This window comes from Paenibacillus sp. FSL R7-0331 (genome assembly GCF_000758645.1).
Lineage (GTDB): Bacteria > Bacillota > Bacilli > Paenibacillales > Paenibacillaceae > Paenibacillus_AQ > Paenibacillus_AQ camerounensis.
The window spans coordinates 637501-661975 of the sequence record NZ_CP009284.1; the positions used below are offsets into that span (position 1 = coordinate 637501).

21 protein-coding genes, 2 rRNA genes and 1 riboswitch (1 of these 24 cut by a window edge) are annotated in these 24475 nt (G+C 53.2%); of the genes, 21 read left to right on the forward strand and 2 right to left on the reverse strand.

Going from position 1 to position 24475, the window contains the following annotated elements:
* The 5 genes from R70331_RS02795 to R70331_RS02815 form a co-directional block, all read left to right on the forward strand.
* Positions 1-61: ribosomal RNA gene (locus tag R70331_RS02795) — 23S ribosomal RNA — on the forward strand (it extends 2867 nt beyond the left edge of the window).
* 126 nt (positions 62-187) lie between these two features.
* Positions 188-304: ribosomal RNA gene (rrf, locus tag R70331_RS02800) — 5S ribosomal RNA — on the forward strand.
* Positions 305-580: 276 nt separating this feature from the next.
* Entirely contained in the window at positions 581-1336 is a 756-nt protein-coding gene (locus R70331_RS02805) for an acyl-[acyl-carrier-protein] thioesterase (RefSeq protein ID WP_042172670.1), read from the forward strand.
* A gap of 149 nt (positions 1337-1485) precedes the next feature.
* The gene (locus R70331_RS02810; protein WP_042172672.1) at positions 1486-2070 is read left to right on the forward strand and encodes an RNA polymerase sigma factor; all 585 of its coding nucleotides are present in this window, start codon (positions 1486-1488) and stop codon (positions 2068-2070) included.
* Positions 2071-2188: 118 nt separating this feature from the next.
* Entirely contained in the window at positions 2189-3184 is a 996-nt protein-coding gene (locus tag R70331_RS02815; protein WP_197071383.1) for a DUF4179 domain-containing protein, read from the forward strand.
* Between the two features lie 77 nt (positions 3185-3261).
* On the opposite strand, the gene R70331_RS02820 is transcribed toward R70331_RS02815, so the two are convergent.
* Positions 3262-4161, reverse strand: a complete 900-nt coding sequence (locus tag R70331_RS02820) for an AraC family transcriptional regulator (protein WP_042172678.1) — start codon at positions 4159-4161, stop codon at positions 3262-3264.
* A gap of 22 nt (positions 4162-4183) precedes the next feature.
* The gene (gene tsaA / locus R70331_RS02825; RefSeq protein ID WP_042172680.1) at positions 4184-4627 is read right to left on the reverse strand and encodes a tRNA (N6-threonylcarbamoyladenosine(37)-N6)-methyltransferase TrmO; all 444 of its coding nucleotides are present in this window, start codon (positions 4625-4627) and stop codon (positions 4184-4186) included.
* A gap of 137 nt (positions 4628-4764) precedes the next feature.
* Here tsaA and R70331_RS02830 point away from each other — a divergent pair, with 137 nt between their 5' ends.
* The 16 genes from R70331_RS02830 to purD all read left to right on the forward strand — a co-directional run bounded on the left by R70331_RS02830 (position 4765) and on the right by purD (position 24294).
* The gene (locus tag R70331_RS02830; protein WP_042172682.1) at positions 4765-6903 is read left to right on the forward strand and encodes a DNA topoisomerase III; all 2139 of its coding nucleotides are present in this window, start codon (positions 4765-4767) and stop codon (positions 6901-6903) included.
* A 264-nt stretch (positions 6904-7167) separates the two neighbouring features.
* Complete coding sequence (locus tag R70331_RS02835; RefSeq protein ID WP_052419281.1) at positions 7168-8403, forward strand: MFS transporter; 1236 nt, start codon at positions 7168-7170, stop codon at positions 8401-8403.
* Positions 8404-8496: 93 nt separating this feature from the next.
* Positions 8497-8760: a DUF1294 domain-containing protein gene (locus tag R70331_RS02840; RefSeq protein WP_042172684.1), complete on the forward strand. Its 264-nt coding sequence runs from the start codon at positions 8497-8499 to the stop codon at positions 8758-8760.
* A gap of 51 nt (positions 8761-8811) precedes the next feature.
* Entirely contained in the window at positions 8812-9246 is a 435-nt protein-coding gene (locus R70331_RS02845; RefSeq protein WP_042172686.1) for a universal stress protein, read from the forward strand.
* 121 nt (positions 9247-9367) lie between these two features.
* A riboswitch (purine riboswitch) is annotated at positions 9368-9469 on the forward strand.
* Between the two features lie 253 nt (positions 9470-9722).
* Complete coding sequence (purE, locus tag R70331_RS02850; protein ID WP_042172688.1) at positions 9723-10208, forward strand: 5-(carboxyamino)imidazole ribonucleotide mutase; 486 nt, start codon at positions 9723-9725, stop codon at positions 10206-10208.
* A complete protein-coding gene (gene purK / locus R70331_RS02855) occupies positions 10205-11440 on the forward strand; it encodes a 5-(carboxyamino)imidazole ribonucleotide synthase (protein WP_042172690.1) in 1236 nt (411 codons plus the stop codon). Before purE ends, purK begins: the two co-directional genes overlap by 4 nt.
* A 5-nt stretch (positions 11441-11445) precedes the next feature.
* Complete coding sequence (gene purB / locus R70331_RS02860; protein WP_042172692.1) at positions 11446-12741, forward strand: adenylosuccinate lyase; 1296 nt, start codon at positions 11446-11448, stop codon at positions 12739-12741.
* 57 nt (positions 12742-12798) lie between these two features.
* Positions 12799-13689 (forward strand): phosphoribosylaminoimidazolesuccinocarboxamide synthase, encoded by an 891-nt coding sequence (locus tag R70331_RS02865; RefSeq protein ID WP_042172694.1) that lies wholly within the window; start codon positions 12799-12801, stop codon positions 13687-13689.
* 386 nt (positions 13690-14075) lie between these two features.
* Entirely contained in the window at positions 14076-14321 is a 246-nt protein-coding gene (gene purS, locus R70331_RS02870; RefSeq protein WP_019913657.1) for a phosphoribosylformylglycinamidine synthase subunit PurS, read from the forward strand.
* 5 nt (positions 14322-14326) lie between these two features.
* A complete protein-coding gene (purQ, locus tag R70331_RS02875; RefSeq protein WP_042172695.1) occupies positions 14327-15016 on the forward strand; it encodes a phosphoribosylformylglycinamidine synthase subunit PurQ in 690 nt (229 codons plus the stop codon).
* Positions 14994-17240, forward strand: a complete 2247-nt coding sequence (gene purL, locus R70331_RS02880; RefSeq protein ID WP_042172697.1) for a phosphoribosylformylglycinamidine synthase subunit PurL — start codon at positions 14994-14996, stop codon at positions 17238-17240. The genes purQ and purL overlap by 23 nt, the downstream gene beginning before the upstream one ends.
* On the forward strand, positions 17225-18721 hold the full coding sequence (gene purF, locus R70331_RS02885) for an amidophosphoribosyltransferase (protein ID WP_042182068.1): 1497 nt from the start codon (positions 17225-17227) through the stop codon (positions 18719-18721). The genes purL and purF overlap by 16 nt, the downstream gene beginning before the upstream one ends.
* A 798-nt stretch (positions 18722-19519) precedes the next feature.
* Positions 19520-20560 carry a phosphoribosylformylglycinamidine cyclo-ligase gene (gene purM / locus R70331_RS02890; RefSeq protein ID WP_042172699.1) on the forward strand — a complete coding sequence of 347 codons (1041 nt, stop codon included), beginning with the start codon at positions 19520-19522 and terminating at the stop codon, positions 20558-20560.
* Positions 20560-21174 carry a phosphoribosylglycinamide formyltransferase gene (gene purN, locus R70331_RS02895; RefSeq protein ID WP_042172701.1) on the forward strand — a complete coding sequence of 205 codons (615 nt, stop codon included), beginning with the start codon at positions 20560-20562 and terminating at the stop codon, positions 21172-21174. Before purM ends, purN begins: the two co-directional genes overlap by 1 nt.
* A gap of 281 nt (positions 21175-21455) precedes the next feature.
* Positions 21456-23003 (forward strand): bifunctional phosphoribosylaminoimidazolecarboxamide formyltransferase/IMP cyclohydrolase, encoded by a 1548-nt coding sequence (purH, locus tag R70331_RS02900; RefSeq protein ID WP_042172703.1) that lies wholly within the window; start codon positions 21456-21458, stop codon positions 23001-23003.
* Between the two features lie 25 nt (positions 23004-23028).
* Entirely contained in the window at positions 23029-24294 is a 1266-nt protein-coding gene (gene purD, locus R70331_RS02905; protein ID WP_042172705.1) for a phosphoribosylamine--glycine ligase, read from the forward strand.
* Positions 24295-24475: the final 181 nt, after the last annotated feature.

Genomic DNA, 24475 nt, shown 5'->3' on the forward strand with positions numbered 1-24475 from the left:
GAGGTGGAAGTGCAGCAATGCATGGAGCTGACCAATACTAATCGGTCGAGGGCTTATCCAATATTAATTCGCAGATTCGTTTCGGATTCAGTTTTCAGGTGATCAAGCCTGTAACGCAACGACATTTATTCACACTACTGGTGATGAACCAAATGTCTAGCGGCAGTGTCTGTTTCACAGACGCATGTTTGGTGGCGATAGCGGAGGGGTTCCACGCGTACCCATCCCGAACACGACCGTTAAGTCCTCCAGCGCCAATGGTACTTGGACCGAAGGGTCCTGGGAGAGTAGGACGCTGCCAAGCACATGAAGTCATTGTTGAGCAATCGGCAATGGCTTTTTTGTTGTCTAATGATATTTTGGGGATAAATGAATTTGATACAGCCTTAACTTGAAATGGTATTATAGAATAATGTGGATAGCCGACGGGAAATGTCTGAGAAAAAAACTTATACACATGTGGATAGGTTTTTTATGATGGTTTAGGGATTAATGTTCTCCCCAGATTATGTGGATATAAAGTTAACTTATGTGGATACAGCCGTGAATAATGTGTATTAAATGCAAAGGAGCGCAAAAAATGAGCCAGGTAGACCCTTTATTGTGGATAGAAAAATTCTTTGTTCAAGCAAGTGATACGGATTTCCGTTCAAAGGGCAAGTTATCCTTTCTGCTTGATATCATGCAGCGTGCAGCAGATTCAGCTGTTAACAATCTGGGTTTGAATATGGATAAAATGCTGGCGGCAGGTATGGGCTGGATGGTTATTACGATGGATGTAGATATCAGCCGTCTGCCGTTGCCGAATGAGGCTCTTACTGTACATACTTGGAGTAAAGGAACTAAAGGGGCGCTCTGGCAGCGCGATTACAGGATTTTTGCTGAGGATGGACTGGAGATTGCATCGGCACGCTCGATATGGGCTCTTGTGGATATAGATAAACGTAAGATTCTCCGTCCATCGGCTTTGCCGATTGCGGTAGAGCCTTATCTTGAGGATTCAGTAGGGCCATTACCGCAAAAGGTGACTATACCGGCAGGTGTTATTTTGCAGGAGTCGTATCTTTATCAGGTAAGATATAGCGGTCTGGATAACAATGGCCATCTGAATAACGCACGGTATGTGGATATCTGCTGTGATGCTCTGACGCTGGAGGAGTGGAAAGGGCTGAAGCTTACCGGTCTGCAGATCACTTATGCACAGGAAGCTAAGTATGGTACAGATATAAGCATTTTACGTACTGAATGGATGAAAGACGGAGTTTACATACGTGGGCAGGATTCAGAGCGGGTACTTTTCGAAGCTCATTTAAAGCTTGAGAAATCAACGTTATAACAAATACAATCTAATTACAGTGTTATATGAAGGCAGTTCTCTATTTTCCAGAGAGGTGCTTTTTTTATATCTTGATTATTCTTTAGATGTCACAAATCCCCAACTGGCGTTCGTTATATAGCTGTAAAAGGAAAACGGAGGTGAAACTTTTGGAACATGACAATCCCGGGTGTCAGTTGAATCCAAATGTGATTAAAGAAGCGATTAGTAAAGTACTTGCTGGTGAACGGCAGTTTTTTGCAACGCTGATAACAGCGTATGAACGGCAGATGTATACATATTGTTATTGCATCTTAAGGAGCCGCGAAGAAGCAGAGGATGCTGTGCAGGATATATTTGTTAAGGTGTATCAGGAGATTGGACGTTATGAAGAGAGGGTTTCTTTTTCAGCGTGGCTCTATAAGGTAGCGTATCATCATTGTCTGGATCAGCTCCGCAAACGTAAGCGCCGTATTCGCCTGTTATCATTTTATACCATGCAAATTGTGCGGAGTTATCATGAACCTCCGGACGATTCGGCTGTGGACAGGCTGTTTAGAGATCTTAACCCGGATGAAAGAGGGTTGTTAATTCTTCGTGTAGTGGAACAATACAGCTTCGATGAAATTGCGCAGATTACAGGGCGCAGTTCAGTAGCTCTCCGCAAGAAATATGAAAGGCTCCGGAAAAAGCTGGTCCAGCAAAAAGCGAACGAAGGAGGCTGCAGTCATGGAGAAGTGGCAGAATCAAACTGAACAGCAAATAGCGGAGCACATCCGCCTCAGCATCGGAAAGATTCAATTACCTGTGGACAGTTATAACGAACCGATTATGAACCGTATAGAACAATTGGAGATAAAAGGAGGTAGGAGATTGAAATTACTTAAGAAAACATTAGTAGCCGCAAGTTTAGCTGTACTCCTTGTAATAGGAACAATAACAGCCGGATTCATCTCTCCGGCGTGGGCAGATACATTAAAGCAGTTTCCGGTGTTCAGCAGTGTATTCGAACATACGGAAAATGCAGGCCTAAAGCTGGCGGCGGAAAAGGGCCTGGCAACTTCACCTAACTTGAGTGTCACTCATGATGGGGTGACCTTAAGTATTACAGAAGTATTATATGACGGTACCCGGCTGGCTATTGGTTTTGAAAGAGCTGGGGTTATGGATGAGCGGGTAATGGCAGAGATCACTAATTTCTATACCCATGAGTTTGACCAATCGACTAAAGGTCTACTGGGGTTACCGGTTGTAACCCTGCCGTCAGGCGAACCGGTTAGCGCAGGCTCCTCATCCACAGGAGGCGTATATGGACAGTCAAATATGATTTTATTAGAGCTGAATGAACTGCGGAACACTGCAGCCCTTGGAGATGAATTTAAGGTTAATATCCGTGTGCCGGTTGCGCAGATCGCAGATCCGTTTGAGTTTCAGGTTACAGTGAATAAGGTAGAGGGGAGAATCATTAACCTTAAACCGGATCAGGGGGCAAGTATAGGTTCCTTCCATTATAAGGTTAAGAGCCTGGATATTACGCCTGTTACGATGAGACTGATTATAACCAGTGAGGGGGAAGTGCCTGTCTCGGCGGAGCAGACAGGGGAATATGCTCCAACATCGGTATTCTATGAACTTGTAGATGATTTAGGCAACGTTACGAATTCACAGATGGGGTATGCAAAAGCTAAGGCGGTTCAGCATCCGATCCTGGATAACTCCTACAATATTTTCCCAAAGGTACCCAAGACGATTACGGTCAGACCCTATACATTTACTTTAGATAGTGAACTGAATCTGTTGAAGGATGTCAACGGGGAGCGGATAAAAACCTATTACAAAGAGCTTGAGACTACAATTGTGATTCCGTGAAGAATAACATAGATTGAATTAATAAATCCAGGTCCGTGTCTGCTGGGCAGATGCGGGCTTGTTTGTGTTATTAGTAATCAGAGTGATGAAATGGGAATATAAATCTCACTGGTGGATGCTGGGTTTTCTGGTCCAAGGTAGTCCTTTCCATAATACTCAAATTCATAGGGGAGCGTAAGCCGGTAATCGGTCTTGGGCAGAAATACGCCGTAGATATATTTATAGGTTGCTGAAATATCAGCTGATCTTCCTCTGTGTTGAAATTTCAGATAACGTGCCGGGGGCAAGCTATGGATAGGGAGCTCAGGAGAAATTAGTGATTGCCCTGCCAAGGAACGGGAAGCGAGGGAACGCGTATTATTTAACTCGCACCCGCACAGAAAACGGATTCCGTTATCCTCATAGTCTTCAGTCCATTGGCCCAGCTGATAGTATTTCTCAGGAAGCTTTCGCTCAGGAATCGTCGATAATCTACTCCACAACTCCTCCCAGGCAGAGCTGATAACGGACGGATCATTATTAAGAGTGACTTGTACACCCTGCAGCTTGATTTCACCGAGATCAACGGTTTGTGGCGGGATAGTATGCTGATCGGTCCATCGCTGAAGATCATGACTGTAGAGCCGGTGAAGCAGCAGGGGAAGTACAAGATTTCTTTTTTGGCGAATCTGGGTTGGTGTGGTATGCAGCAGTCTTTTGAAGGTGCGCACGAAGGTTTCATAGTCTTTAAATGAGTAATCCAGCGAAATATCCAGCAAAGAACGGCCGGGCTCGCAGAGGATATGCCGTACTGCTTCGGTAATCTTGCGTCTGGCGATATAATCGCCTGGTGTAAGGCCGGTTACCCCTTGAAACAGCCTAATAAAATGATAAATGGAATAGCCAGTGAACAGGGAGAGTGAGCGGACGGATAGCGGCTGATGGAGATTATCCTCGATATGCTCAATCGCTGTCATAATTAGCTGACGGTTATCCATTCATTCTCCCCCTGGCCTAATTTTATTCCCCTACCCACTCGCCCCATGAAGATGCCCAAGCTGGAACCTTCACATGACGGACACGGTCTGTAGTTGGAAAGTAAGCTTTTATATCTAACACTGGTGTTCCCGGATAAGCATCCAGCCCGCCAACCTCAATAATCCCTTCAACCGTATCAACAGAGATAATCTCTGCTACACTAAGTCCAATAGGATTGGGTCTAACCGGGGAACGGGAGGCAAATACACCTGTTACAGGAGCATCATAAGGAGGCTCAATCTCTGTAGTTGTCCGGAACATATCATCGGCAAACTCATGAATCCACCAGAGAATCTGGCAATGGCTGAAATCCTCCAATCCCTTGAGTGCTGCTCTATACCCGGGTTCAATCTCGATCTGCAGGTTATGCTGAGTTCCGGAGACTACACCTACGGGAACTACATTATACATTTCTGAAGCGGACATTGGCTGTGACTCCTTTCGGCTGACAAACATTTTAGCATAAATTTAGTTTATATAAGATGAAGGGATTTTTGCCTGACGATATTTGCGGTCTTTTGAATAATGGTATAATGAGGTGTTGAAAGGGAAAGGGGAGAATCATGAAGATATTGGTGCTTGCAGAAAAGCCCTCAGTCGCACGTGAGATTGCACGTGTAATGGGCTGCGGAAATAAACAGAAAAGCTACATTGAAGGTCCTAAATATGTCGTAACCTGGGCGCTCGGGCATCTGGTCGGCCTGGCGGAGCCGGAGGATTATAATAGTAAGTTTGCAAATTGGGCTTTGGAGGATCTGCCGATTCTGCCGGAGAAGGCGAAGCTGAAGGTGCTGCGGGAGACCAGCCAGCAGTATAAGGCAGTACAGCAGCTGATGAAGCGCCAGGATGTCGGAGAGCTGATTGTGGCTACGGATGCTGCGCGTGAGGGGGAGCTTTTGGCGCGGTGGATCATGAATATGGCCGGCTGGAAAAAGCCGTTTAAGCGGCTGTGGATCTCTTCGCAGACGGATAAAGCGATTAAAGAAGGCTTCGCCTCATTGCGTCCGGGGCGGGATTTCGACCGGCTCTATGAATCGGCACGCTGCCGTGCCGAGGCAGACTGGATGATCGGACTTAATGTAACCCGGGCATTGACCTGTAAGTTTGGTGCACCGCTGTCGGCGGGCCGTGTGCAGACACCTTCACTCGGTATGATCATGGACCGGGAAAATGAGATTACCGGATTCCGTTCCCAGGAGTATGAGCTGCTCACTGCTGATTTTGGAAGCTTTCAGGCGGGCTGGCGTGCCCAGGGCGGGGACGGGCGGATTTTTGATAAGGAGAAGGCGGCTGCACTTAAGGATAAGCTGACCGGACGTTCGGGCCGGGTTAACAAGGTGCAGAAAAGCGAGAAAAGTGAGCCGCATCCGCTGGCTTATGACCTTACAGAGCTCCAGCGCGATGCCAACCGCAAGTTCGGCTTCTCAGCCAAGCAGACTTCGAGTGTGCTGCAGAAACTATATGAGCAGCATAAGCTGGTTACTTATCCGCGTACGGACAGCCGTTATCTGACATCCGATATGACGGGTACATTGAAGGAGCGCCTGGACAGTGTTGCTGTAGGGCCATATGCAGCTCTGGCGCGTCCGCTGCTGCGTAAGCCGTTGCCAATTACCAAACGGATTGTGGATGACAGCAGGGTGAGCGATCATCATGCCATTATTCCAACGGAGCAGACCGTCTTATTGAATCAGCTTAGTGCAGAGGAGCGAAAGCTCTATGATCTGATCGTCCGCCGCTTTATCAGCCTGTTCTACCCGCCTGCACGTTATGATGCTGTAGCGGTGACTGTTACTGTTGAAGGCGAGAGCTTCCATGTCAAAGGCACGACAGTAAAGGATGCGGGCTGGCGTGAGGTTTATGGCGGAGATATGAGCAGTGACGATGAGGAAGAGAATTCTGCAGATGAGCCTGCGGCAGGCAGTGTGAAGCTGCCGGAGCTGCGCGAAGGGGAAGCCGTGAAGGTTCAGCGCTGCATTGTGCGTCAGGGCCGGACACAGCCTCCTAAGCGTTATAATGAAGCATCCCTTCTGACCCAGATGGAGAAGCACGGGCTTGGCACGCCGGCGACCCGGGCAGATATTATTGAGAAGCTGGTCAGCTCCGATACGATTGAACGTCAGGGTAACTTACTTCATCCGACAGGTAAAGGCAAGCAATTGATAGAATTGGTGTCGGCTCAGCTGCGCACTCCGGAGCTAACGGCACGCTGGGAAGGGGAGCTTGAGCGGATCGCCCGCGGCCAGGGCAAGCCCGAGCCGTTCCTGCAAGGGATACGCACTATGGCGCAGGAGCTGGTATCCGGCGTAAAGAGCAGCGGAGCCGAGTACAAGCCGCATAATGTCTCTGCCAGCCATTGTCCGGACTGCGGGACGAGAATGCTGGAGAAAAAGACGAAACGCGGCAAGCTGCTGGTCTGTCCGGCAGACGACTGCGGCTATACCCGGGCAGGCGAGAAGAAGCTGTCGGGCCGGCGTTGTCCGCAGTGCCATAAGAAGATGGAGCTTAAGGAGGGTAAAGCCGGCCCTTATGTACAGTGTCTCGGCTGCGGGATAACGGAAACGATGGATAAAGACCATAAGCATATCAACAAGCGCGAGCAGCAGAAGCTTGTACAGCAGTACAGCAAGCAGGAAAGTACCGGATCGAATCTGGGAGATCTGCTGAAAGCGGCTATGGAGGCCAAGGCGAAGGGGAAATAATTTGGTTTGTATGAAGGCAGAACGTGCCGAATTACACCAGTGAAGCAAACAAGACTGCGGAGTACTATCCGCAGTCTTGTTCAGTTTGGGTGATTGTAATGACCACGGCTGCGGGATATGCTTGTTATTTTTACTTACGCGGTAACAGAAAAGATTGCCTAATGTTACTGTTACATAAAAGCGGTAGATGTTGTACTCTATTTACTGAGAAAGCTAGAGCAGGGGCAAAGCAGCCTGCAGACGGAAATGGAGCGGATGACAGAAATGGCAGTAGCAGAAAGGCAGCAGCAGCTAGAAGCAGTAGTGCAATCCTCCGGCGTGAGAGGAAGCAGCCGGTTTTACTTTTTAGTAATTGTCTTTATGTTCTGGTTCTCATCTTATATCTATGTACCTGTACTTTCACCGTATGTGGAGCATCTGGGTGCTTCTTATGTTATGGTCGGAGCGGTGCTTGGCGTATACGGGCTCATGCAGATTCTGTTCCGGCTGCCGATTGGCATCGGGTCTGATGTTCTGAACCGGCGGCGGCCGTTCATTTATCTGGGACTGATCGCAAGCGGAGCAAGCTGCCTTATTTTTATGGCCGGTGCAGATCCGGTGTGGGCATTGGTGGCGCGTGCAGTTTCGGGGATTGCCGCATCGGCCTGGGTCGTATATTCAGTGATGTTCGCCGGATATTTTCCTAAAGAGGAAGCCGGAAAAGCAATGGGCATGCTGCAGTTCACCACGGTAATTGCCCAGCTGTCGAGCATGATGATTAGCGGCTATATGGTGGAGCACTGGGGCTGGAACATGCCCTTTATCGTCGGCAGCATTGTAGCAGTGCTCGCTATGCTGCTCGTCCTGCGCTTGCCGGAGCAGAGGCAGGAGAAACGTGAGGGCGGAATCCGGCTGAAGGATCTTGCAGGAGTAATGAAGGAGCCGCTGCTGGTCAAGGTCTCGCTTTTATCGGTGCTGGCGCATTGTGTACTGTTCATTACGATGTTCGGGTACACGCCGAATCAGGCGCTTGATATCGGGGCAAGCAAGGAGAGCCTGGGCTGGCTGACGCTGGCTTTTATGGTGCCGCATGCTGCAGCTACATTGTATGGATCGCGGATATTTGGCAGACTGCTGGGTGACCGCGGGACATTGATGCTGGGCTTTGCCGGAAGCGCTATATGTACACTGCTGATTCCTTCGATGCCGACGCTGGCGGCGCTCTGTGCGACCCAGGTGGGGAACGGGTTCATGCAAGGGCTGATTTTTCCGCTGCTGCTGGGTAAGTCTGTCTCGGATGTGGCACCGTTCAAACGGGCGACTGCGATGGGCTTTTATCAGGCGGTCTACGCGGTAGGGATGTCCGGGGGACCCTTTGTGGCGGGCTGGATGAGTGCTGCTTACGGGCTTAGGGGCGGCTTTTGGCTGGGCGGGATTGCTGCTGCGCTTGCTGCGGTCTTGTCGTGGGTATGGATCAGAGAGAGCGGAGGTTCTGCCCAAAAGCTTAACAGAGCAGGTTAGAACGCTGGCAGCTTATGTGAGGTTATTGGTTTTTTGCGGCAAAGGGGAATATAATAAGAGACAGGTAGAATGCAAGGGGGAGGGGCCGGGAAGATGGTCAGGGGTGTTCTGATATGGTTCATGCTGATTAATATTATCGCCTATGTGGTGATGTCCGAAGACAAGAATAAAGCCCGGGCGAGACGGGACCGTGTGCCGGAGAAGACGCTGTTTCTGCTGGCGTTCATGGGCGGCGCGCTTGGCATCCTTATTGCCATGTACCGCAAACGGCATAAAACCAGGCATACTTCCTTCCGGATCGGTATTCCGCTGCTGCTGCTGCTTAACATTCTGCTGTACGGGTATTTTTTAAGATAGCGGTTTATAACCGAACTGCTGGTTAATCAAAATGAAAAAGAGGTGGCGTACATGTTATTCTCTAAAATTTTGCTCGCCTATGACGGTTCCAAAGCATCCAATCAAGCACTTGAGCGGGCGATCGAACTGGCAAAGGTAACTCCCGGATCTTCTATTTACGTCGTACACGCATTCGAATTCCCGCGGTTCTTCATCGGGGAAGCTCTCGCGCCACTGCCGGCTTCAGTGAATAAGGATTATTATGATTTGGCCGTGCAGACTACGGATGAGGTTAGAGGGCGCCTGGAGGCTGAAGGCCTTAATGCCACGGTTGAGCTGCTGCAGGGTTCTCCTGCCGAGCTGATTCTGAATTATGCCAAAGAGCATGGAATGGACGTTATTGTCATCGGCAGCCGCGGACTCGGCGGGATACGTGAATTTGTCCTGGGCAGTGTCAGCCATAATGTCGTGCAGAGTGCCCGGATTCCGGTGCTGGTTGTAAAATAATAGATGAATTAGGGGAGGACACTTACGTGTTTCTCCCTTTTTTATGTCTAAAAGCGAACGATTTCCCGTGTCCATATAACAATGTTCGTGTTTAAGTTGACACGAAGTGTAGGGCATTGTTAAACTGAACCTATGAAGAGCTCGTATAAAGCCGGGAATAGGGCCCGGAAGTTTCTACCCGGGAACCGTAAATTACCGGACTACGAGGAAATAGGATGAATGGGACAGCCCTCAGCGCCGCTCCGTCACGGGACGGTGAGCTTCTGCGCCTGACGCTGTTCATTACGATTCTGCCTGCATGGCAGAGCTGTCTTCTCCTGCTTCCTCTTAAGTAGTCTGGGTCCACCCGCAGAAGCATGCGTCTGGAATCCAGGCTTTTTTTTTCGAATTTATGGAAAACTGTCGTGAAATAGGACAAACTTAGAGTGCATACGACAAAAAGAGCTTCTATATCGAGCGGAGGGGAAGGTTGAAACATGTCAGTGCAGGTTGGGGTAATCATGGGCAGCAAGTCAGACTGGGAGACGATGGAGCATGCCTGTGCGGTGCTGGAGGAGCTGAACATACCTTATGAGAAAAAGGTAGTGTCTGCCCACCGTACACCGGATCTGATGTTCCGTTATGCGGAAGAAGCAGCGGACCGCGGGCTAAAAGTCATTATTGCCGGGGCAGGCGGTGCGGCGCATCTGCCGGGGATGGTTGCGGCAAAGACCATGCTGCCGGTGATCGGAGTGCCCGTGCAGACCAAGGCGCTAAACGGGCTTGATTCTCTGCTGTCGATCGTGCAGATGCCGGGCGGCATCCCGGTAGCGACAGTAGCGATTGGCCGGGCAGGTGCAACCAACGCCGGCCTCTTGGCGGCGCAGATTATCGGTGCGTTTGACCCTGAGGTGCAGAGCCGTGCCCAGAGACGACGCGAAGCGATAGAGCGCGAAGTGCTGGAAAGCAGCGAGAGCTTATGAGGCAGGAGGAGCTGAAGGCGGCCGGGCAGGCGCTGGACACTAAGGCTTCGTATCCGGCAGCGCCTCTCACGCTGTTGCCGGGGCAGACGACAATCGGCGTGCTCGGCGGCGGACAGCTCGGGCGGATGATGGCGCTTGACGGCATCGCTATGGGCTATCGCTTCGTGGCGCTGGACCCGGCGCCGGATGCGCCCTGCGGGCAGGTAACGCCACAGATCACCGCGGCGTACAATGACCAGGGCGCGGCGCGGGAGCTGGCGCGGCGCGCAGATGTGATCACGTACGAGTTCGAGAACGTCGATGCCGGCGTAGCCGCCTTGCTGACGGAGGAATCGTACGTGCCTCAGGGCAGCGAGCTGCTGTACACGACGCAGCACCGGCTGCGCGAGAAAGCGGCTATCGAGGCTGCGGGCGTGCCCGTCGCCCCGTACCGCAAGGTCGGCAGCCTGGCGGAGCTTACCGCTGCGGCAGCCGAGCTGGGCCTGCCCTGTGTGCTGAAGACGGCTACAGGTGGATATGACGGCAAGGGACAAGCCGTCATCCGCCAGCCGGAGGAGCTGGAAGCTGCGTTCAGGCAGGTAGCGCCTGGCGCTGCGGAAGGCGCCGATGCACCGGAGCTGGTGCTGGAGAAATTCGTGAAATTCCAGTGCGAAATTTCTGTCATCGCCGCGCGCAGCGCTTCGGGCGAGGTGAAGAGCTTCCCGCCGGCGGAGAACATTCATGTGAACAATATTTTGCATCTGTCCATCGTGCCTGCCCGGGTCTCTGCGGAGCTTCAGCAGCGGGCGTGTGAGCTGGCAGAACGGCTGGTGGCAGGACTGAATGCAGTCGGACTATTGGCGGTGGAGATGTTCGTTACGGAAGACGGGGAAATATTCGTCAACGAGCTGGCGCCGCGGCCGCATAATTCAGGACACTACACAATGGATGCCTGCGCGACCTCGCAGTTCGAGCAGCATATCCGGGCAATCTGCAATTTACCGCTTGGCGATACTAGGCTGCTGAGTCCTGTGGTCATGGTAAATGTGCTGGGTCAGCATCTGGACGGAGCAATAGAGCGGACAGGACAGGCTGATGAAGCAGCAGGTAAGCTGGGGGTTGCCCCCAAGCTTCATATATACGGCAAGACCGAGAGCAAAACCGGCCGCAAAATGGGCCATATCAACCTGCTCTGCAAGGATACCGGCGACGGGCTGTCCTGGGTAGAGCAAACTAACCTTTGGAGGAACTGAAAGCTATGATTGAACGTTACAGCAGACCTGAGATGCGGGCCATCTGGACCGAAGAAAATAAATTTAATGCCTGGCTTGAAGTAGAAATTTGCGCTTGTGAAGCCTGGGCTGAGCTGGGAGTCATTCCGCAGGAGGACGCCGCCAAGCTGCGCAAGGATGCGAAATTCGATATTGACCGGATTAACGAAATTGAGCTGGAAACCCGCCATGACGTGATTGCGTTTACCCGTGCCGTATCCGAGAGCCTGGGCGCAGAACGCAAATGGGTGCATTACGGACTGACTTCAACGGATGTTGTGGATACAGCGCTCGGTTACCTGCTGCGTCAGGCGAACGAGATTCTGGAGAAGGACATCATTACCTTTATTGAGATTCTCAAAGACAAAGCGGTAGCCTACAAGGACACCCCGATGATGGGGCGCACGCATGGCGTACATGCCGAGCCTACAACCTTTGGCCTCAAGATGGCCCTGTGGTACGAGGAAATGAAACGTAACCTGGAGCGCTTCCGTCATGCGGCTAAAGGCGTTCAGTTCGGCAAAATCTCCGGCGCAGTCGGCACCTATGCCAACATTGACCCGTTCGTAGAGGAATTCGTCTGCAAGAAGCTGGGCACCAGCCCCGCGCCAATCTCGACTCAGACCCTGCAGCGTGACCGTCACGCGGAATACATGGCTGCACTGGCACTGGTAGCGACATCACTCGACAAGTTCGCTACGGAGATCCGCGCGCTGCAAAAGAGCGAAATCCGCGAGGTGGAAGAAGCTTTTGCCAAGGGTCAAAAAGGTTCATCTGCCATGCCGCACAAGCGCAACCCGATCGGCTGTGAAAATATCTCCGGCCTGTCCCGCGTAATCCGCGGCCACATGGTTACAGCCTACGAGAACGTGCCGCTTTGGCACGAGCGCGATATCTCGCACTCCTCTGTAGAACGGATCATTCTGCCGGATGCGACGATGCTGCTGAACTACATGCTAAACCGCTTCGGCAATATCGTGAAGAACCTGACTGTGTTCCCGGAGAATATGAAGCGCAACATGAACCGCACCTTCGGCGTTCCGTTCTCCGGCCGCATCCTGACCAAGCTGATCGACAAGGGCTTCAGCCGCGAGCAGGCCTACGACACCGTTCAGCCGCGGGCAATGCAAGCCTGGGAAGAGCAGACCCAGTTCCGTGATATCGTCGAAGCGACTCCAGAAATCACTGCTGTGCTCAGCCCGGAAGAGATTGAGGATGCCTTCAACCCGACCTGGCACCTGAAGCATGTGGACACGATTTTCCGCAAGCTGGAGCTGATTTAATAGAGGCGCAGTAAAGAAGTTTTCAAGAAAGATCATCCGGTTGAGGGAGGAAAGGTCATGACATACCCTGCCGTATCCACGGCTGTGGAGCTCGTAGATGCACCGCTGTTCTATAAAGGAAAGGTTCGTGAATTGTACGATTTGGGGGAACAGGTACTGATCGTTGTTACGGACCGGATCTCCGCGTTTGATTATGTGCTCGATCCGGCTGTGCCGGACAAAGGCAATGTGCTGAACCGGCTGAGTGCCTTCTGGTTCGGGCTGACGAAGAGCCTGATCGAAAACCACGTCGTGCACATTGATGTCGATCAGCTCGGCGGTATTGTAAAGGACCGTGAAGCGCTCAAAAACCGCATCATGGTCGTGCGCAAAGCCGAAAGAATTGACATTGAATGTGTCGTTCGCGGCTGCATTACCGGCGGAGGCTGGCGGCAGTATCAGGAGACCGGCAAGGTCAATGGAATTGAGCTTCCGCAAGGCTTGCGCAAAAACGCCGTGCTGGCCCAGCCGATCTTCACGCCTGCAGCCAAAAATGATGTCGGTCACGATGAGGACATTCCTTTTGAGCAGATGCAGGAGAGCATTGGTGCAGAGCTTGCACTGGAGCTGAAGGAGAAAAGCCTGAAGCTGTTCGCTTTTGCCAGAGCGTATTGTGAGGAGCGCGGCATCATTCTCGCAGACTGCAAGTTCGAGTTCGGGCTGCTGGACGGCAAGGTGATTCTGATTGACGAGATTTTTACGCCGGATGCCTCCCGCTTCTGGGCTAAAGACAAATATGCACTTGATATCGAGATTGACAGCATGGACAAGGAGCCGGTCCGGACGTACCTTTCCGCATCCTCCTGGGATAAGAACAGCACGCCTGATCCGCTGCCGCAGGAAGTGGTGGAAGAAACAAGCCGGCGCTACCGGGATATCTATCACCGGCTTACCGGCAAGGATCTATAGGCGAAACCAGGCCCGCTGTGTGGTAAGAACACGTAATTCAGCACTTTTTTAGACTTAAATATGGCCCGCGGAGTTATCCTTAGTCAAACTAAGTGGAAATTCGCCATCTAATTCTCGATTAACAGCGAAAAAAGAAAACTAGTTGGATAAACGCCACTTATTTCTACTGTTTTCGACCTTATTGGAGCATATTGCTCGAAATAAGTGGTGATTTTCCACCTAAAGGGTTGAGATGTTGACGATTGGCGAAATTAATTGGCAAAAATCCAACTAAATGCGGGGAACTCCTGTTTCATAGCGTTACCTGTACAGAATGCAGTTCAATCGCAGTTCACACAGATCAAGGTAAAGTCAGCTCATTAAAATTTAGGAGGAACTACAAGCTTATGTTAAAAGCGACAGTCTATGTCACCATCAAGAAAAGCGTGCTCGATCCCCAAGGTGTTGCCGTGCAGGGAGCTCTTCATTCGGTAGGTTTTCAGGAAGTTGAAAGTCTGCGCATCGGTAAATATATGGAGCTGACCCTCGACACAGATAACCGCGCTGAAGCGGAAGGACGTCTTAAGGAAATGTGTGAGAAGCTGCTGGCCAACACGGTGATCGAGGATTACCGCTACGAATTGGAGGACTAAAAGTCATGAAATTTGCTGTACTTGTCTTTCCGGGCTCCAATTGTGACATTGACTGCTATAAAGCGGTAGAAGAAAGCCTCGGTGAACCTGTAGATTATGTGTGGCATACCGCGACCGACCTGTCTGCGTATGACTGCATTCTCGTTCCGGGCGGCTTCTCTTATGGTGACTATCTGCGCTGCGGCGCCATCTCCCGGTTCGCTCCGGTCATGGCTGAAGTGGCCAAAGCGGCGGAGCAGGGCAAATTCGTGCTCGGCATCTGCAACGGATTCCAGATTCTGACCGAAGCAGGTCTCTTGCCGGGCGCACTGCGCCGCAACATGTCGATGAAGTTCCGCTGTCATGACACGGTGCTTAAGGTTGTTAATAACACTACTCCGTTTACGGTTGATTATGCGAAGGATGAGGAGATCGTCATTCCGATCGCACATGGCGAAGGCAATTATTACTGTGATGAAGAGACTTTGGCATCGCTCAAAGCTAACAATCAGATCGTATTCACATACAGCGATAACCCGAACGGCTCGGTAGCCGATATTGCGGGAATCAGCAACGTGGCAGGCAATGTGGTAGGCATGATGCCTCACCCGGAACGTGCGGCTAACAGTCTGCTCGGTTCGGAAGACGGCAAACGGATGTTTACATCCATTCTCAAGACTTGGAGGGAACGTTATGACGCAGCAAGTATCCGCTAAGGAGCCGACCGCAGAGCAGATTGCGGAGCAGAGAATCTACAGCCAGTTCGGTGTTTCGGACAGCGAGTATGAGCTGATCACCTCTTTTATGGGCCGCAAGCCTAACTATACCGAAATCGGTGTGTTCAGCGTTATGTGGTCCGAGCACTGTGCCTACAAAAACTCCAAGCCGTTACTCGGACGTTTTCCGACAAGCGGACCGCGTGTCCTGATGGGACCGGGGGAAGGCGCAGGGATCGTAGACATCGGTGACAACCAGGCCGTTGTATTCAAAATCGAAAGCCACAACCATCCGTCAGCTGTTGAGCCTTATCAGGGCGCGGCTACCGGGGTGGGCGGGATTATCCGCGATATTTTCTCCATGGGTGCAAGACCGGTTGCGCTGCTTAACTCGCTGCGTTTCGGGAAGCTTGAGAGTGACCGGGTAAAATATCTGTTCGAGCATGTTGTATCCGGGATCGCAGGCTATGGTAACTGTATCGGGATTCCGACTGTCGGCGGCGAAATTATGTTCGACAACAGCTATGACGGCAATCCGCTGGTTAACGCGATGTGTGTCGGACTTATTGATCATGATAAAATCCAGCGCGGTGTCGCCAAAGGTGTAGGCAATCCCGTGTTCTACGTAGGTCCTCCTACCGGCCGTGACGGGATTCACGGGGCAACCTTTGCTTCGGTTGAGCTGAGCGAGGAATCCGAAGCAAAGAAGACTGCGGTACAGGTCGGCGATCCGTTCATGGAAAAGCTGGTTATGGAATCGTGCCTGGAGCTGATCGACAGCGGCATTGTGCTGGGTATTCAGGACATGGGCGCAGCTGGCCTTACCTGCTCCAGCGCCGAAATGGCCAGCAAAGCAGGCAACGGCCTGGAGCTGTATCTGGATCAGGTGCCGCAGCGTGAAGAAGGCATGACGCCTTATGAAATGATGCTGTCTGAGTCCCAGGAGCGGATGCTGTTCGTAGTCGAGCCTAAGGATGAGGCGCAGGCTCAGGAGATTTTTGACCGTTGGGGCGTGATCTGCCGTAAAGTGGGCAAGGTAACAGATGACGGCCGTCTGAAGCTGTATCACCACGGCGAGGTTGTCGGTGATATGCCGGTAACGGCGCTGGTGGATGAGTGTCCGATCTATAAGAAGCCTTCCACAGTTCCAGCTTATTATGTAGAGAATGCGAATGTAGATACTTTGCGTTATGAAGAAGTTACCGATCTTGGCGGTGCCCTGCGTACGGTATTAGGTTCGCCGACTGTAGCGAGCAAAGCCTGGGTGTATAACCAATATGATTACATGGTCCGCACCAGCACTGCGGTTCGTCCGGGCTCCGATGCGGCAGTCGTTACTATCCACGGCACCCGCAAAGGCCTGGCGATGACTACAGACTGCAACGGGCGTTATGTGTACCTGGACCCTGAAATAGGCGGACGCATCGCGGTAAGTGAAGCGGCCCGCAACATTGTCTGCTCCGGTGCGAAGCCGCTGGCGATTACGGACAACCTGAACTTTGGCAGCCCGGAGAAGCCGGAGATTTTCTGGCAGATGGAACGCGCTGTTGACGGTATGGCTGAAGCCTGCCGTGTGCTGGATACACCGGTAATCGGCGGTAACGTCAGCCTGTATAACGAAAATGCCGCCGGCGCCATCTATCCGACCCCGGTCGTGGGTATGGTGGGTCTGGTTGAAGATACCGATCACATTACAACTCAAGCCTTCAAGCAGGAGGGCGATGCTATTCTGCTGCTGGGCGTAACCAAAGCTGAGCTTGGCGGCAGTGAGTTCCAATATGCTGTTCATGGTCTGACTGAAGGCCGTCCGCCGGCGCTTGATCTGGCAACAGAGCAAAAATTGCTGGATGCTGTACTGTCTGCGATCCGCAGCGGTCTGGTCCGTTCGGCACATGACCTGTCTGAAGGCGGCCTGGCTGCTGCGCTGGCTGAGAGCTGTATCAGCGGTAATATCGGCGCTAACGTAGAGCTGTCTGCTGCCGGACTGCGTCATGATGTGGCGCTGTTCAGTGAAACCCAGTCCCGCATTGTGCTGACAGCTGCACCTGAGCGTGCAGAAGAGCTCAAAGCAGCGGTTGCTGCTTACGGCGTACCGGTGGAAATCATCGGAACCGTCGGCGGTGACAGACTGCGCGTGTCCTTGGACGGTGCATCCGCACTTGATGAGGCTGTATCCGAACTTAAATCCGTGTGGGAGGATGCTATTCCATGTCTTATGAAATAAAGACCGGGAACAAGCAGGAGACCCCCATCCTGTGGACCGGCGACTTTTACAATGAAGGAACGGGCTCGGGAGATATTTTTGATACGTTAAAAGAAGAATGCGGCGTCTTCGGGGTCTTCGGACACCCGGAGGCCGCCTCCATGTCTTATTACGGGCTGCATGCCCTGCAGCACCGGGGAGAAGAGAGCGCGGGCATCTGCGTGGCAGACGGCCGTGACTTCAACTACCACCGCGGCATGGGCCTGGTTAAGGAAGTCTTCGATAAGGACAAAATCGCTTCGCTGGTCGGCGACATGTCCATTGGACATGTTCGCTACTCGACCAGCGGAGACAGCCGGCTGACGAATGCCCAGCCGCTAGTCTTCAAGTACCGCGACGGCGATCTGGCGATTGCCACTAACGGCAACATCGTTAACGAGCCGCTGATCCGCAAGACGCTTGAGATGAGCGGCTCGATCTTCCAGACGACCAGTGACACTGAGGTGCTGGCGCATCTGATTGCGCGCTCGCCGAAGGATTTCGTCGAAGCGGCCAAGGATGCGCTCCGCCAGCTTGTCGGCGGCTTCGCCTTCCTGCTGATGACTAATGACAAGCTGATCGTCGCCTCTGACCCGCACGGGCTGCGCCCGCTGGTGATGGGCCGGCTTGGTGAAGCGTATGTCTTCGCTTCCGAGTCCTGTGCCCTTGAAGTTATCGGAGCCACTCTGGTCCGTGATATCGAGCCAGGCGAGCTGCTGGTGCTGGACAAGAACGGCTTCCTGGAAGACAGATTCACCGAACCCAAACGCAAAGCGCTGTGCGCGATGGAATATATTTATTTTGCCCGCCCGGACAGTGACCTTAACGGCTCCAACCTGCACTCTGCCCGCAAGCGGATGGGCAGCCGGATGGCGCTGGAATCCTTCGTCGATGCCGATATCGTCACCGGCGTGCCGGATTCCAGTATCTCGGCAGCTATCGGCTATGCCGAGCAGACCGGCATCCCGTATGAGCTTGGCCTGATCAAGAACAAGTACACCGGCCGGACGTTCATCCAGCCGAGCCAGGAGCTGCGCGAGCAGGGCGTGAAGATGAAGCTTAGCGCCGTGCGCCGCGTCGTCGAAGGCCAGCGAGTCGTCATGATCGACGACTCAATCGTACGCGGCACAACCTCGCGCCGGATCGTCAATCTGCTGCGTGAAGCCGGAGCGCTTGAAGTGCATGTGCGGATTACATCGCCGCCGTTCAAGAACCCGTGCTTCTACGGGATTGATACCCCGGACCGCCGCGAGCTGATCGCCTCCTACAAAACCATTCAGGAAATGTGCGAGGAGATCAACGCCGATTCCCTGTCATTCTTATCGCCGGAAGGACTGATCCAGTCCATCGGCGGCTACAGCAGTGAAGAGTATAAGGGAGGCCTGTGCCTCTCCTGCTTCGATAATGATTACCCGACGCAGGTGGATTTCGGCGGGGAAGAAAAAGACGGGTGTTCTTGTTGACATCCCCCTAAGTCCCCCTTGCGAAGGGGGATTCCGGAGGGCTCGGCCCTCCGGCCACCCGAAAGCTCGGCGGTAGGAGTTTGCTCTAAACTTGCTAAGAAGGCGTGGGTGCGGGTGCCCGCTTTGTCCTGCGGACACGCTCTGCGGCGCTGCGCGCCCTGGCGGCCTGCGGCCCCGCCGGGCCATTGGCTCGTAACCCCGGCTGTTTGCTCCGCAAAAGCGGGGGGTTACTTGCTGAGGGTGTGCGCGGCTTCGCTCCGCGCCTGCAAGCCCCGGCTCGTACCCCTGGCTGTTTGCTCCGCAAAAGCGGGGGGGTTACTCGCTGAGGGTGTGCGCGGCTTCGCCCCGCGCCTGCAAAGGCCCAGGCTCGCGCCCCCGGCTGTTTGCTCCGCAAAAGCGGGGGTTACTCGCTGAGGGTGTGCGCGGCTTCGCCCCGCGCCCGCAAGATCACTGGCGTGTGACCCTGACTGTTTGCTTCGCAAAAGCGAGGGTTCACTTGCCAAAGAGACGCCCGCGCAGCTTAGGGCGTCGGCCTTCTGCCCCTGTGCAAGGCGCAAACTTCGGCTTGCGGCCGGGTTTACCCGGGTGGTCTGAGTCATGGAGGGGAAGTTTGGAACTGTAGGAGCGTAGCGTTCGCCTTTATATTTGGATTTCTACCGCGGCCAGCGGTTCAAATCAGGAAATCCAAATATAACAGCGACCGGAAGTCCAAACATTCCACGTAATGACGACTATGACCACCAATAACCAGGCCGCCCCGAAACAGCGCTCTAAACTAATTTAAATGAGGTGTCCAAAGTGTCGGAAGCTTATAAAAACGCCGGAGTGGATATTGCAGCCGGTAATGAAGCGGTAGAACGCATGAAGAAGCATGTAAAACGCACATACCGGCCGGAGGTTATGACAGAGCTCGGCGGATTCGGCGCACTGTTCGGCCTTAATAAAGATAAATACGATGAGCCTGTACTTGTATCAGGTACTGACGGCGTAGGCACGAAGCTCAAACTAGCGTTCGCGGCAGACCGCCACGACACAATCGGTATTGATGCGGTTGCAATGTGTGTTAACGATATCGTAGTACAGGGTGCCGAGCCGTTATTCTTCCTCGACTACCTCGCATGCGATAAAGTCGTGCCGGAGAAGATTGAAGCCATCGTAGCCGGAATCGCCGAAGGCTGCCATCAGGCAGGCTGCGCGCTCATCGGCGGTGAAACAGCTGAAATGCCCGGCATGTACGCTGCCGGCGAATATGACATTGCCGGTTTCACTGTAGGGGTAGCGGATAAGGCCAAGCTGGTTACCGGTGCGGACATCGCCTCTGGCGATGCAGTAATCGGGCTATCCTCCAGCGGTATTCACAGCAACGGCTTCTCGCTGGTACGCAAGCTTCTGCTGGAGCAGGCAGGCTATGACCTGAATGATGTGATTCCTGAGCTGGGCGCTCCGCTTGTGGACGTGCTGCTCGCACCGACCAAAATCTACGTAAAACCGCTGCTGGCCCTGCTTGAGCAGCTTACGGTTAAAGGCATGGCGCATATTACCGGCGGAGGCTTCATCGAGAACATTCCGCGGATGCTGCCGGATAATGTGAATGTGGAGATTAACTACGGCTCCTGGCCGATTCAGCCGGTCTTCAGCCTAATGCAGGATAAGGGCAGTGTGACGAACCGGGATATGTTCACCACCTTCAACATGGGCATCGGCCTTGTGCTGGTTGTAGCTGCTGCAGACAGCGAACGTGCGCTGGAGCTGCTGAAAGCAAGCGGGGAAGACGCTTATCTGATTGGAACGGTGACTGAAGGAGAGCGCATTGTTACCTTTACGGGAGCTGAGGTGTGATGAGCAGCAGCCGGATCGCTGTATTTGCCTCCGGGCAGGGCAGCAATTTCGCCGCACTGATTGAAGCGCAGAGAGCCGGACTGCTTGGTGAAGGAAGCATTGAGCTGTTAGTCTCCGACAAGCCGGAAGCGCCTGTGGCACAGCGGGCGGAGGCTGCGGGCGTTCCCGCCCTCCTGCTGCGGCCAAAGGACTTCGCCAGCCGTGAGCTGTACGAGGCGGAGATTGTAGCTGAGCTGCAGCGCCGGGATATCGGGCTGATCGTACTCGCCGGTTACATGCGGCTGATCACTCCGGTACTGCTGGAGCCTTTTGCGGGAAGGATTATTAACATCCACCCTTCGCTGCTGCCTGCTTTTGCCGGGAAGGATGCTATCGGGCAGGCAATCGACTACGGTGTGAAGCTGACCGGAGTTACGGTGCATTTTGTCGACGGCGGGATGGATACCGGTCCGGTCATTGCCCAGCGCAGTGTCGCGGTTGAAACCGGGGATACAGCCGAGTCGCTGGCACAGCGGATTCACGGGATTGAATACTCGTTGTATCCAGAGGTTGTCCGTGCTTTTGCAGACGGAAAGGTTGAGCTGCAGGGCAGACATGTTATTGTCCGTGAATAGCTGTCCTTCGACATTCTGTACGTTATTCGCATGTTCTGATATTTCTCGGGAAATATTGCACAAAGTTTAGAAGGTGTCGTTTTGCGGCGGTACTGCCGTTTTTTTGGACGAACGCAGTCTGCTTATAGTGACAGGATCATGGGGATGTGGAACTGCAGAAGCATCAGCGGCCGAAGCCCAATTTCTCATAAATCACGGACAATCCCTAATAGATAATCAGTATCCTTAGAGTTACAAGTTAACAACACTAATCTTGCATCATCCGGAGGAGGACTTTTCAAGTGAGTATCAAAAGAGCGCTGGTCAGCGTATCGGACAAACAGGGCATCGTGGATTTTTGCCGCGAGTTGTCTGCATTGGGTGTAGAAATTATCTCCACAGGCGGCACTAGCACACTTTTGGCTAAAGAAGGCGTACCGGTTATCGGCATCTCTGATGTGACGGGCTTCCCGGAAATTATGGACGGACGCGTCAAAACGCTGCACCCTGCTGTGCATAGCGGCCTGCTGGCCGTTCGCGACAATGAGGAGCACACGCGTCAGATGACCGAGCTGGGTCTGGGTTACATCGACCTGGTGGTGGTGAATCTGTATCCGTTCGCGGAGACGATTGCTAAGCCTGATGTGTCCTACGAGGAAGCGATCGAGAACATCGATATCGGCGGACCGACGATGCTGCGTTCTGCGGCGAAGAACCATGCGTTTGTCAGTGTGGTAGTGGATGCAGCTGATTATGCCAAGGTGCTTGAAGAAGTGCGCGCAGGCGGAGATACAACCCTTGAAACCCGCAAAGGACTTGCGGCAAAAGTGTTCCGCCATACAGCGGCATACGATGCCCTGATTGCTGATTATCTGGCCAATGTGACCGGTGAACCACTGCCGGAGCGCTATACTGTTACTTATGAGAAAATCCAGGATCTGCGCTACGGGGAGAACCCGCACCAGAAGGCGGCATTCTACCGCAAACCGCTGGCGGCGCAGGATACACTGACAGCAGCCGAGCAGCTGCACGGCAAGGAGCTGTCTTACAACAATATCAATGACGCCAACGCGGCGCTGCAGATCGTCAAGGAATTCGAAGAGCCGGCTGTAGTGGCTGTTAAGCACATGAACCCTTGCGGGGTAGGCGTGGGAACCAGTGTATTTGAAGCTTATCAAAAAGCGTACAATGCTGATCCGACCTCCATCTTTGGCGGAATTGTTGCTGCTAACCGGATTGTTGATGCGGATACTGCGAATCTGCTGAAGGATATTTTCCTGGAAATCGTATTGGCCCCGGGCTTTACTGAGGAAGCGCTGGACATTCTGACGAAGAAAAAGAATATCCGCCTGCTTAAGATCGGCAGCCTTAGCAGCGGTGCAGCACGCAAGGGCAGCTTTGTTGTGACTTCGATTGAAGGCGGCATGGTGGTGCAGGAGAGCGATGTGCACTCCGTCAATGCGGATGAGCTGCAGGTTGTTACTGACCGCAAGCCTACTGAAGAGGAGCTGAAGCAGCTGCTGTTCGGCTGGAAGGTTGTTAAGCACGTGAAGTCCAATGCCATCGTGCTGGCCGCGGATGATATGACTGTGGGTGTCGGCGCAGGCCAGATGAACCGGGTGGGTGCAGCGAAGATTGCCATTGAACAGGCCGGAGAAAAAGCCAAGGGCTCCATCCTTGCCTCTGACGCGTTCTTCCCGATGGGCGATACCCTGGAAATGGCGGCAAAAGCAGGCATAACGGCGGTTATTCAGCCTGGCGGCTCGATCAAGGATGAGGAATCGATTAAGGTAGCCAATGAATACGGCATTGCTATGGTCTTCACAGGCGTCCGTCATTTCAGACACTAGAGTAAGTTGGGGGGATTTCAGTTCAATGGATATTTTAGTGGTCGGCGGCGGGGGCCGGGAGCATGCAATCATCTGGAAGCTGTCCCAGAGCCCCAGAGCCGGTAAAATCTACTGTGCACCCGGCAATGCCGGGATTGCCCGGCTGGCGGAGTGTGTGCCGATCGGCGTGTTCGAATTCGACAAGCTGACAGCATTCGCCAAGGAGAAAGAGGTAGGCCTGGTGGTCATCGGACCCGATGATCCGCTGGCGGCTGGAATTGTCGATGCTTTTGAAGCGCAGGCTATCCCTGTATTCGGACCGCGCAAGAACGCGGCAGAAATTGAAGGCAGCAAGACGTTCATGAAGGATCTGCTGCATAAATACAATATTCCGACAGCAGCCTATGAGAAGTTCAGCGATTATGAGGCGGCGCTTGCATATTTGCGCGGACAGGAACTGCCGATTGTTATCAAGGCGGACGGGCTGGCGGCAGGTAAAGGGGTAACCGTTGCGTATTCGCGCGAGGAGGCTGAACTGGCGCTGCGTGATATCATGGTAACCAAGGTGTTCGGTGAGGCTGGCGCCCAGGTGGTTATTGAAGAGTTCCTGGCCGGACAGGAGATGTCGATACTTGCTTTTGTTGACGGGGAGACAGTACGCCCGATGGCAGCTGCGCAGGACCACAAGCCGGTATATGACGGCGACAAAGGGCCGAACACCGGCGGCATGGGGACTTATTCCCCGCTGCCGCATATTGATGAGGCGATTATCCGCGAGGCGGTTGAGACGATTATTGAACCGGCAGCCCGTGCGATGGTGGCCGAAGGCCGTTCCTTCAGCGGCGTGCTGTTTGCGGGCCTGATGATCTCACCGGACGGCAAACCGAAGACCATTGAATTCAATGCCCGGTTCGGTGATCCGGAAACCCAGGTCGTGCTGCCGCGGCTGAAGAGTGACCTGCTGGAAATCTTCCTGGCTGTGGCTGAGGGCAGACTGGCTGATACTTCTATTGAGTGGAGCGATGAGGCGGCTGTATGTGTAGTGCTGGCGTCCCAGGGCTATCCGGGTAATTATCCGAAGGGCGTACCGATTACCGGGCTGGAGGACGCCGGGGACGGGCTGGTCTTCCATGCGGGAACGGCGCGGGGAGAGGACGGCAGCTGGCTTACAAACGGCGGGCGTGTGCTGGGCGTAGTAGGCAGAGGCGCAGATATTACCGAAGCGCGTGCAGCAGCTTATGCCAGTGCGGAGAAGATTCATTTTGAAGGCAAGCAAAGCCGCAGCGACATCGCCATGAAAGCTCTTATCTGAGGATAAAGAACGGCTACTTTCTGCCTATTTTCATCTTAAAAGTCCCAAAAAAGGACTGACAAGTGATAGAAGAAGTGCTATAATACAACTCGTACGGGGGAAAATGTTCGGATATATACAGATAAAGGGTCTTTCCTTTCATGGAAAGGCCTTTTTTAAATCGGTTTTTTAAGTATAGGAG

Bases quoted from the DNA above. Each gene is read 5' to 3' on its own strand.
- R70331_RS02835 (WP_052419281.1), top strand. From the start codon at position 7,168: ATGGCAGTAGCAGAAAGGCAGCAGCAGCTAGAAGCAGTAGTGCAATCC.
- purD (WP_042172705.1), top strand. From the start codon at position 23,029: ATGGATATTTTAGTGGTCGGCGGCGGGGGCCGGGAGCATGCAATCATC.
- R70331_RS02830 (WP_042172682.1), top strand. From the start codon at position 4,765: ATGAAGATATTGGTGCTTGCAGAAAAGCCCTCAGTCGCACGTGAGATT.
- R70331_RS02840 (WP_042172684.1), top strand. From the start codon at position 8,497: ATGGTCAGGGGTGTTCTGATATGGTTCATGCTGATTAATATTATCGCC.
- R70331_RS02865 (WP_042172694.1), top strand. From the start codon at position 12,799: ATGACATACCCTGCCGTATCCACGGCTGTGGAGCTCGTAGATGCACCG.
- tsaA (WP_042172680.1), bottom strand. From the start codon at position 4,627: ATGTCCGCTTCAGAAATGTATAATGTAGTTCCCGTAGGTGTAGTCTCC.
- purE (WP_042172688.1), top strand. From the start codon at position 9,723: ATGTCAGTGCAGGTTGGGGTAATCATGGGCAGCAAGTCAGACTGGGAG.
- R70331_RS02805 (WP_042172670.1), top strand. From the start codon at position 581: ATGAGCCAGGTAGACCCTTTATTGTGGATAGAAAAATTCTTTGTTCAA.
- R70331_RS02845 (WP_042172686.1), top strand. From the start codon at position 8,812: ATGTTATTCTCTAAAATTTTGCTCGCCTATGACGGTTCCAAAGCATCC.
- purL (WP_042172697.1), top strand. From the start codon at position 14,994: ATGACGCAGCAAGTATCCGCTAAGGAGCCGACCGCAGAGCAGATTGCG.
- purK (WP_042172690.1), top strand. From the start codon at position 10,205: ATGAGGCAGGAGGAGCTGAAGGCGGCCGGGCAGGCGCTGGACACTAAG.
- purF (WP_042182068.1), top strand. From the start codon at position 17,225: ATGTCTTATGAAATAAAGACCGGGAACAAGCAGGAGACCCCCATCCTG.
- purN (WP_042172701.1), top strand. From the start codon at position 20,560: ATGAGCAGCAGCCGGATCGCTGTATTTGCCTCCGGGCAGGGCAGCAAT.
- R70331_RS02820 (WP_042172678.1), bottom strand. From the start codon at position 4,161: ATGGATAACCGTCAGCTAATTATGACAGCGATTGAGCATATCGAGGAT.
- purQ (WP_042172695.1), top strand. From the start codon at position 14,327: ATGAAATTTGCTGTACTTGTCTTTCCGGGCTCCAATTGTGACATTGAC.
- purB (WP_042172692.1), top strand. From the start codon at position 11,446: ATGATTGAACGTTACAGCAGACCTGAGATGCGGGCCATCTGGACCGAA.
- purS (WP_019913657.1), top strand. From the start codon at position 14,076: ATGTTAAAAGCGACAGTCTATGTCACCATCAAGAAAAGCGTGCTCGAT.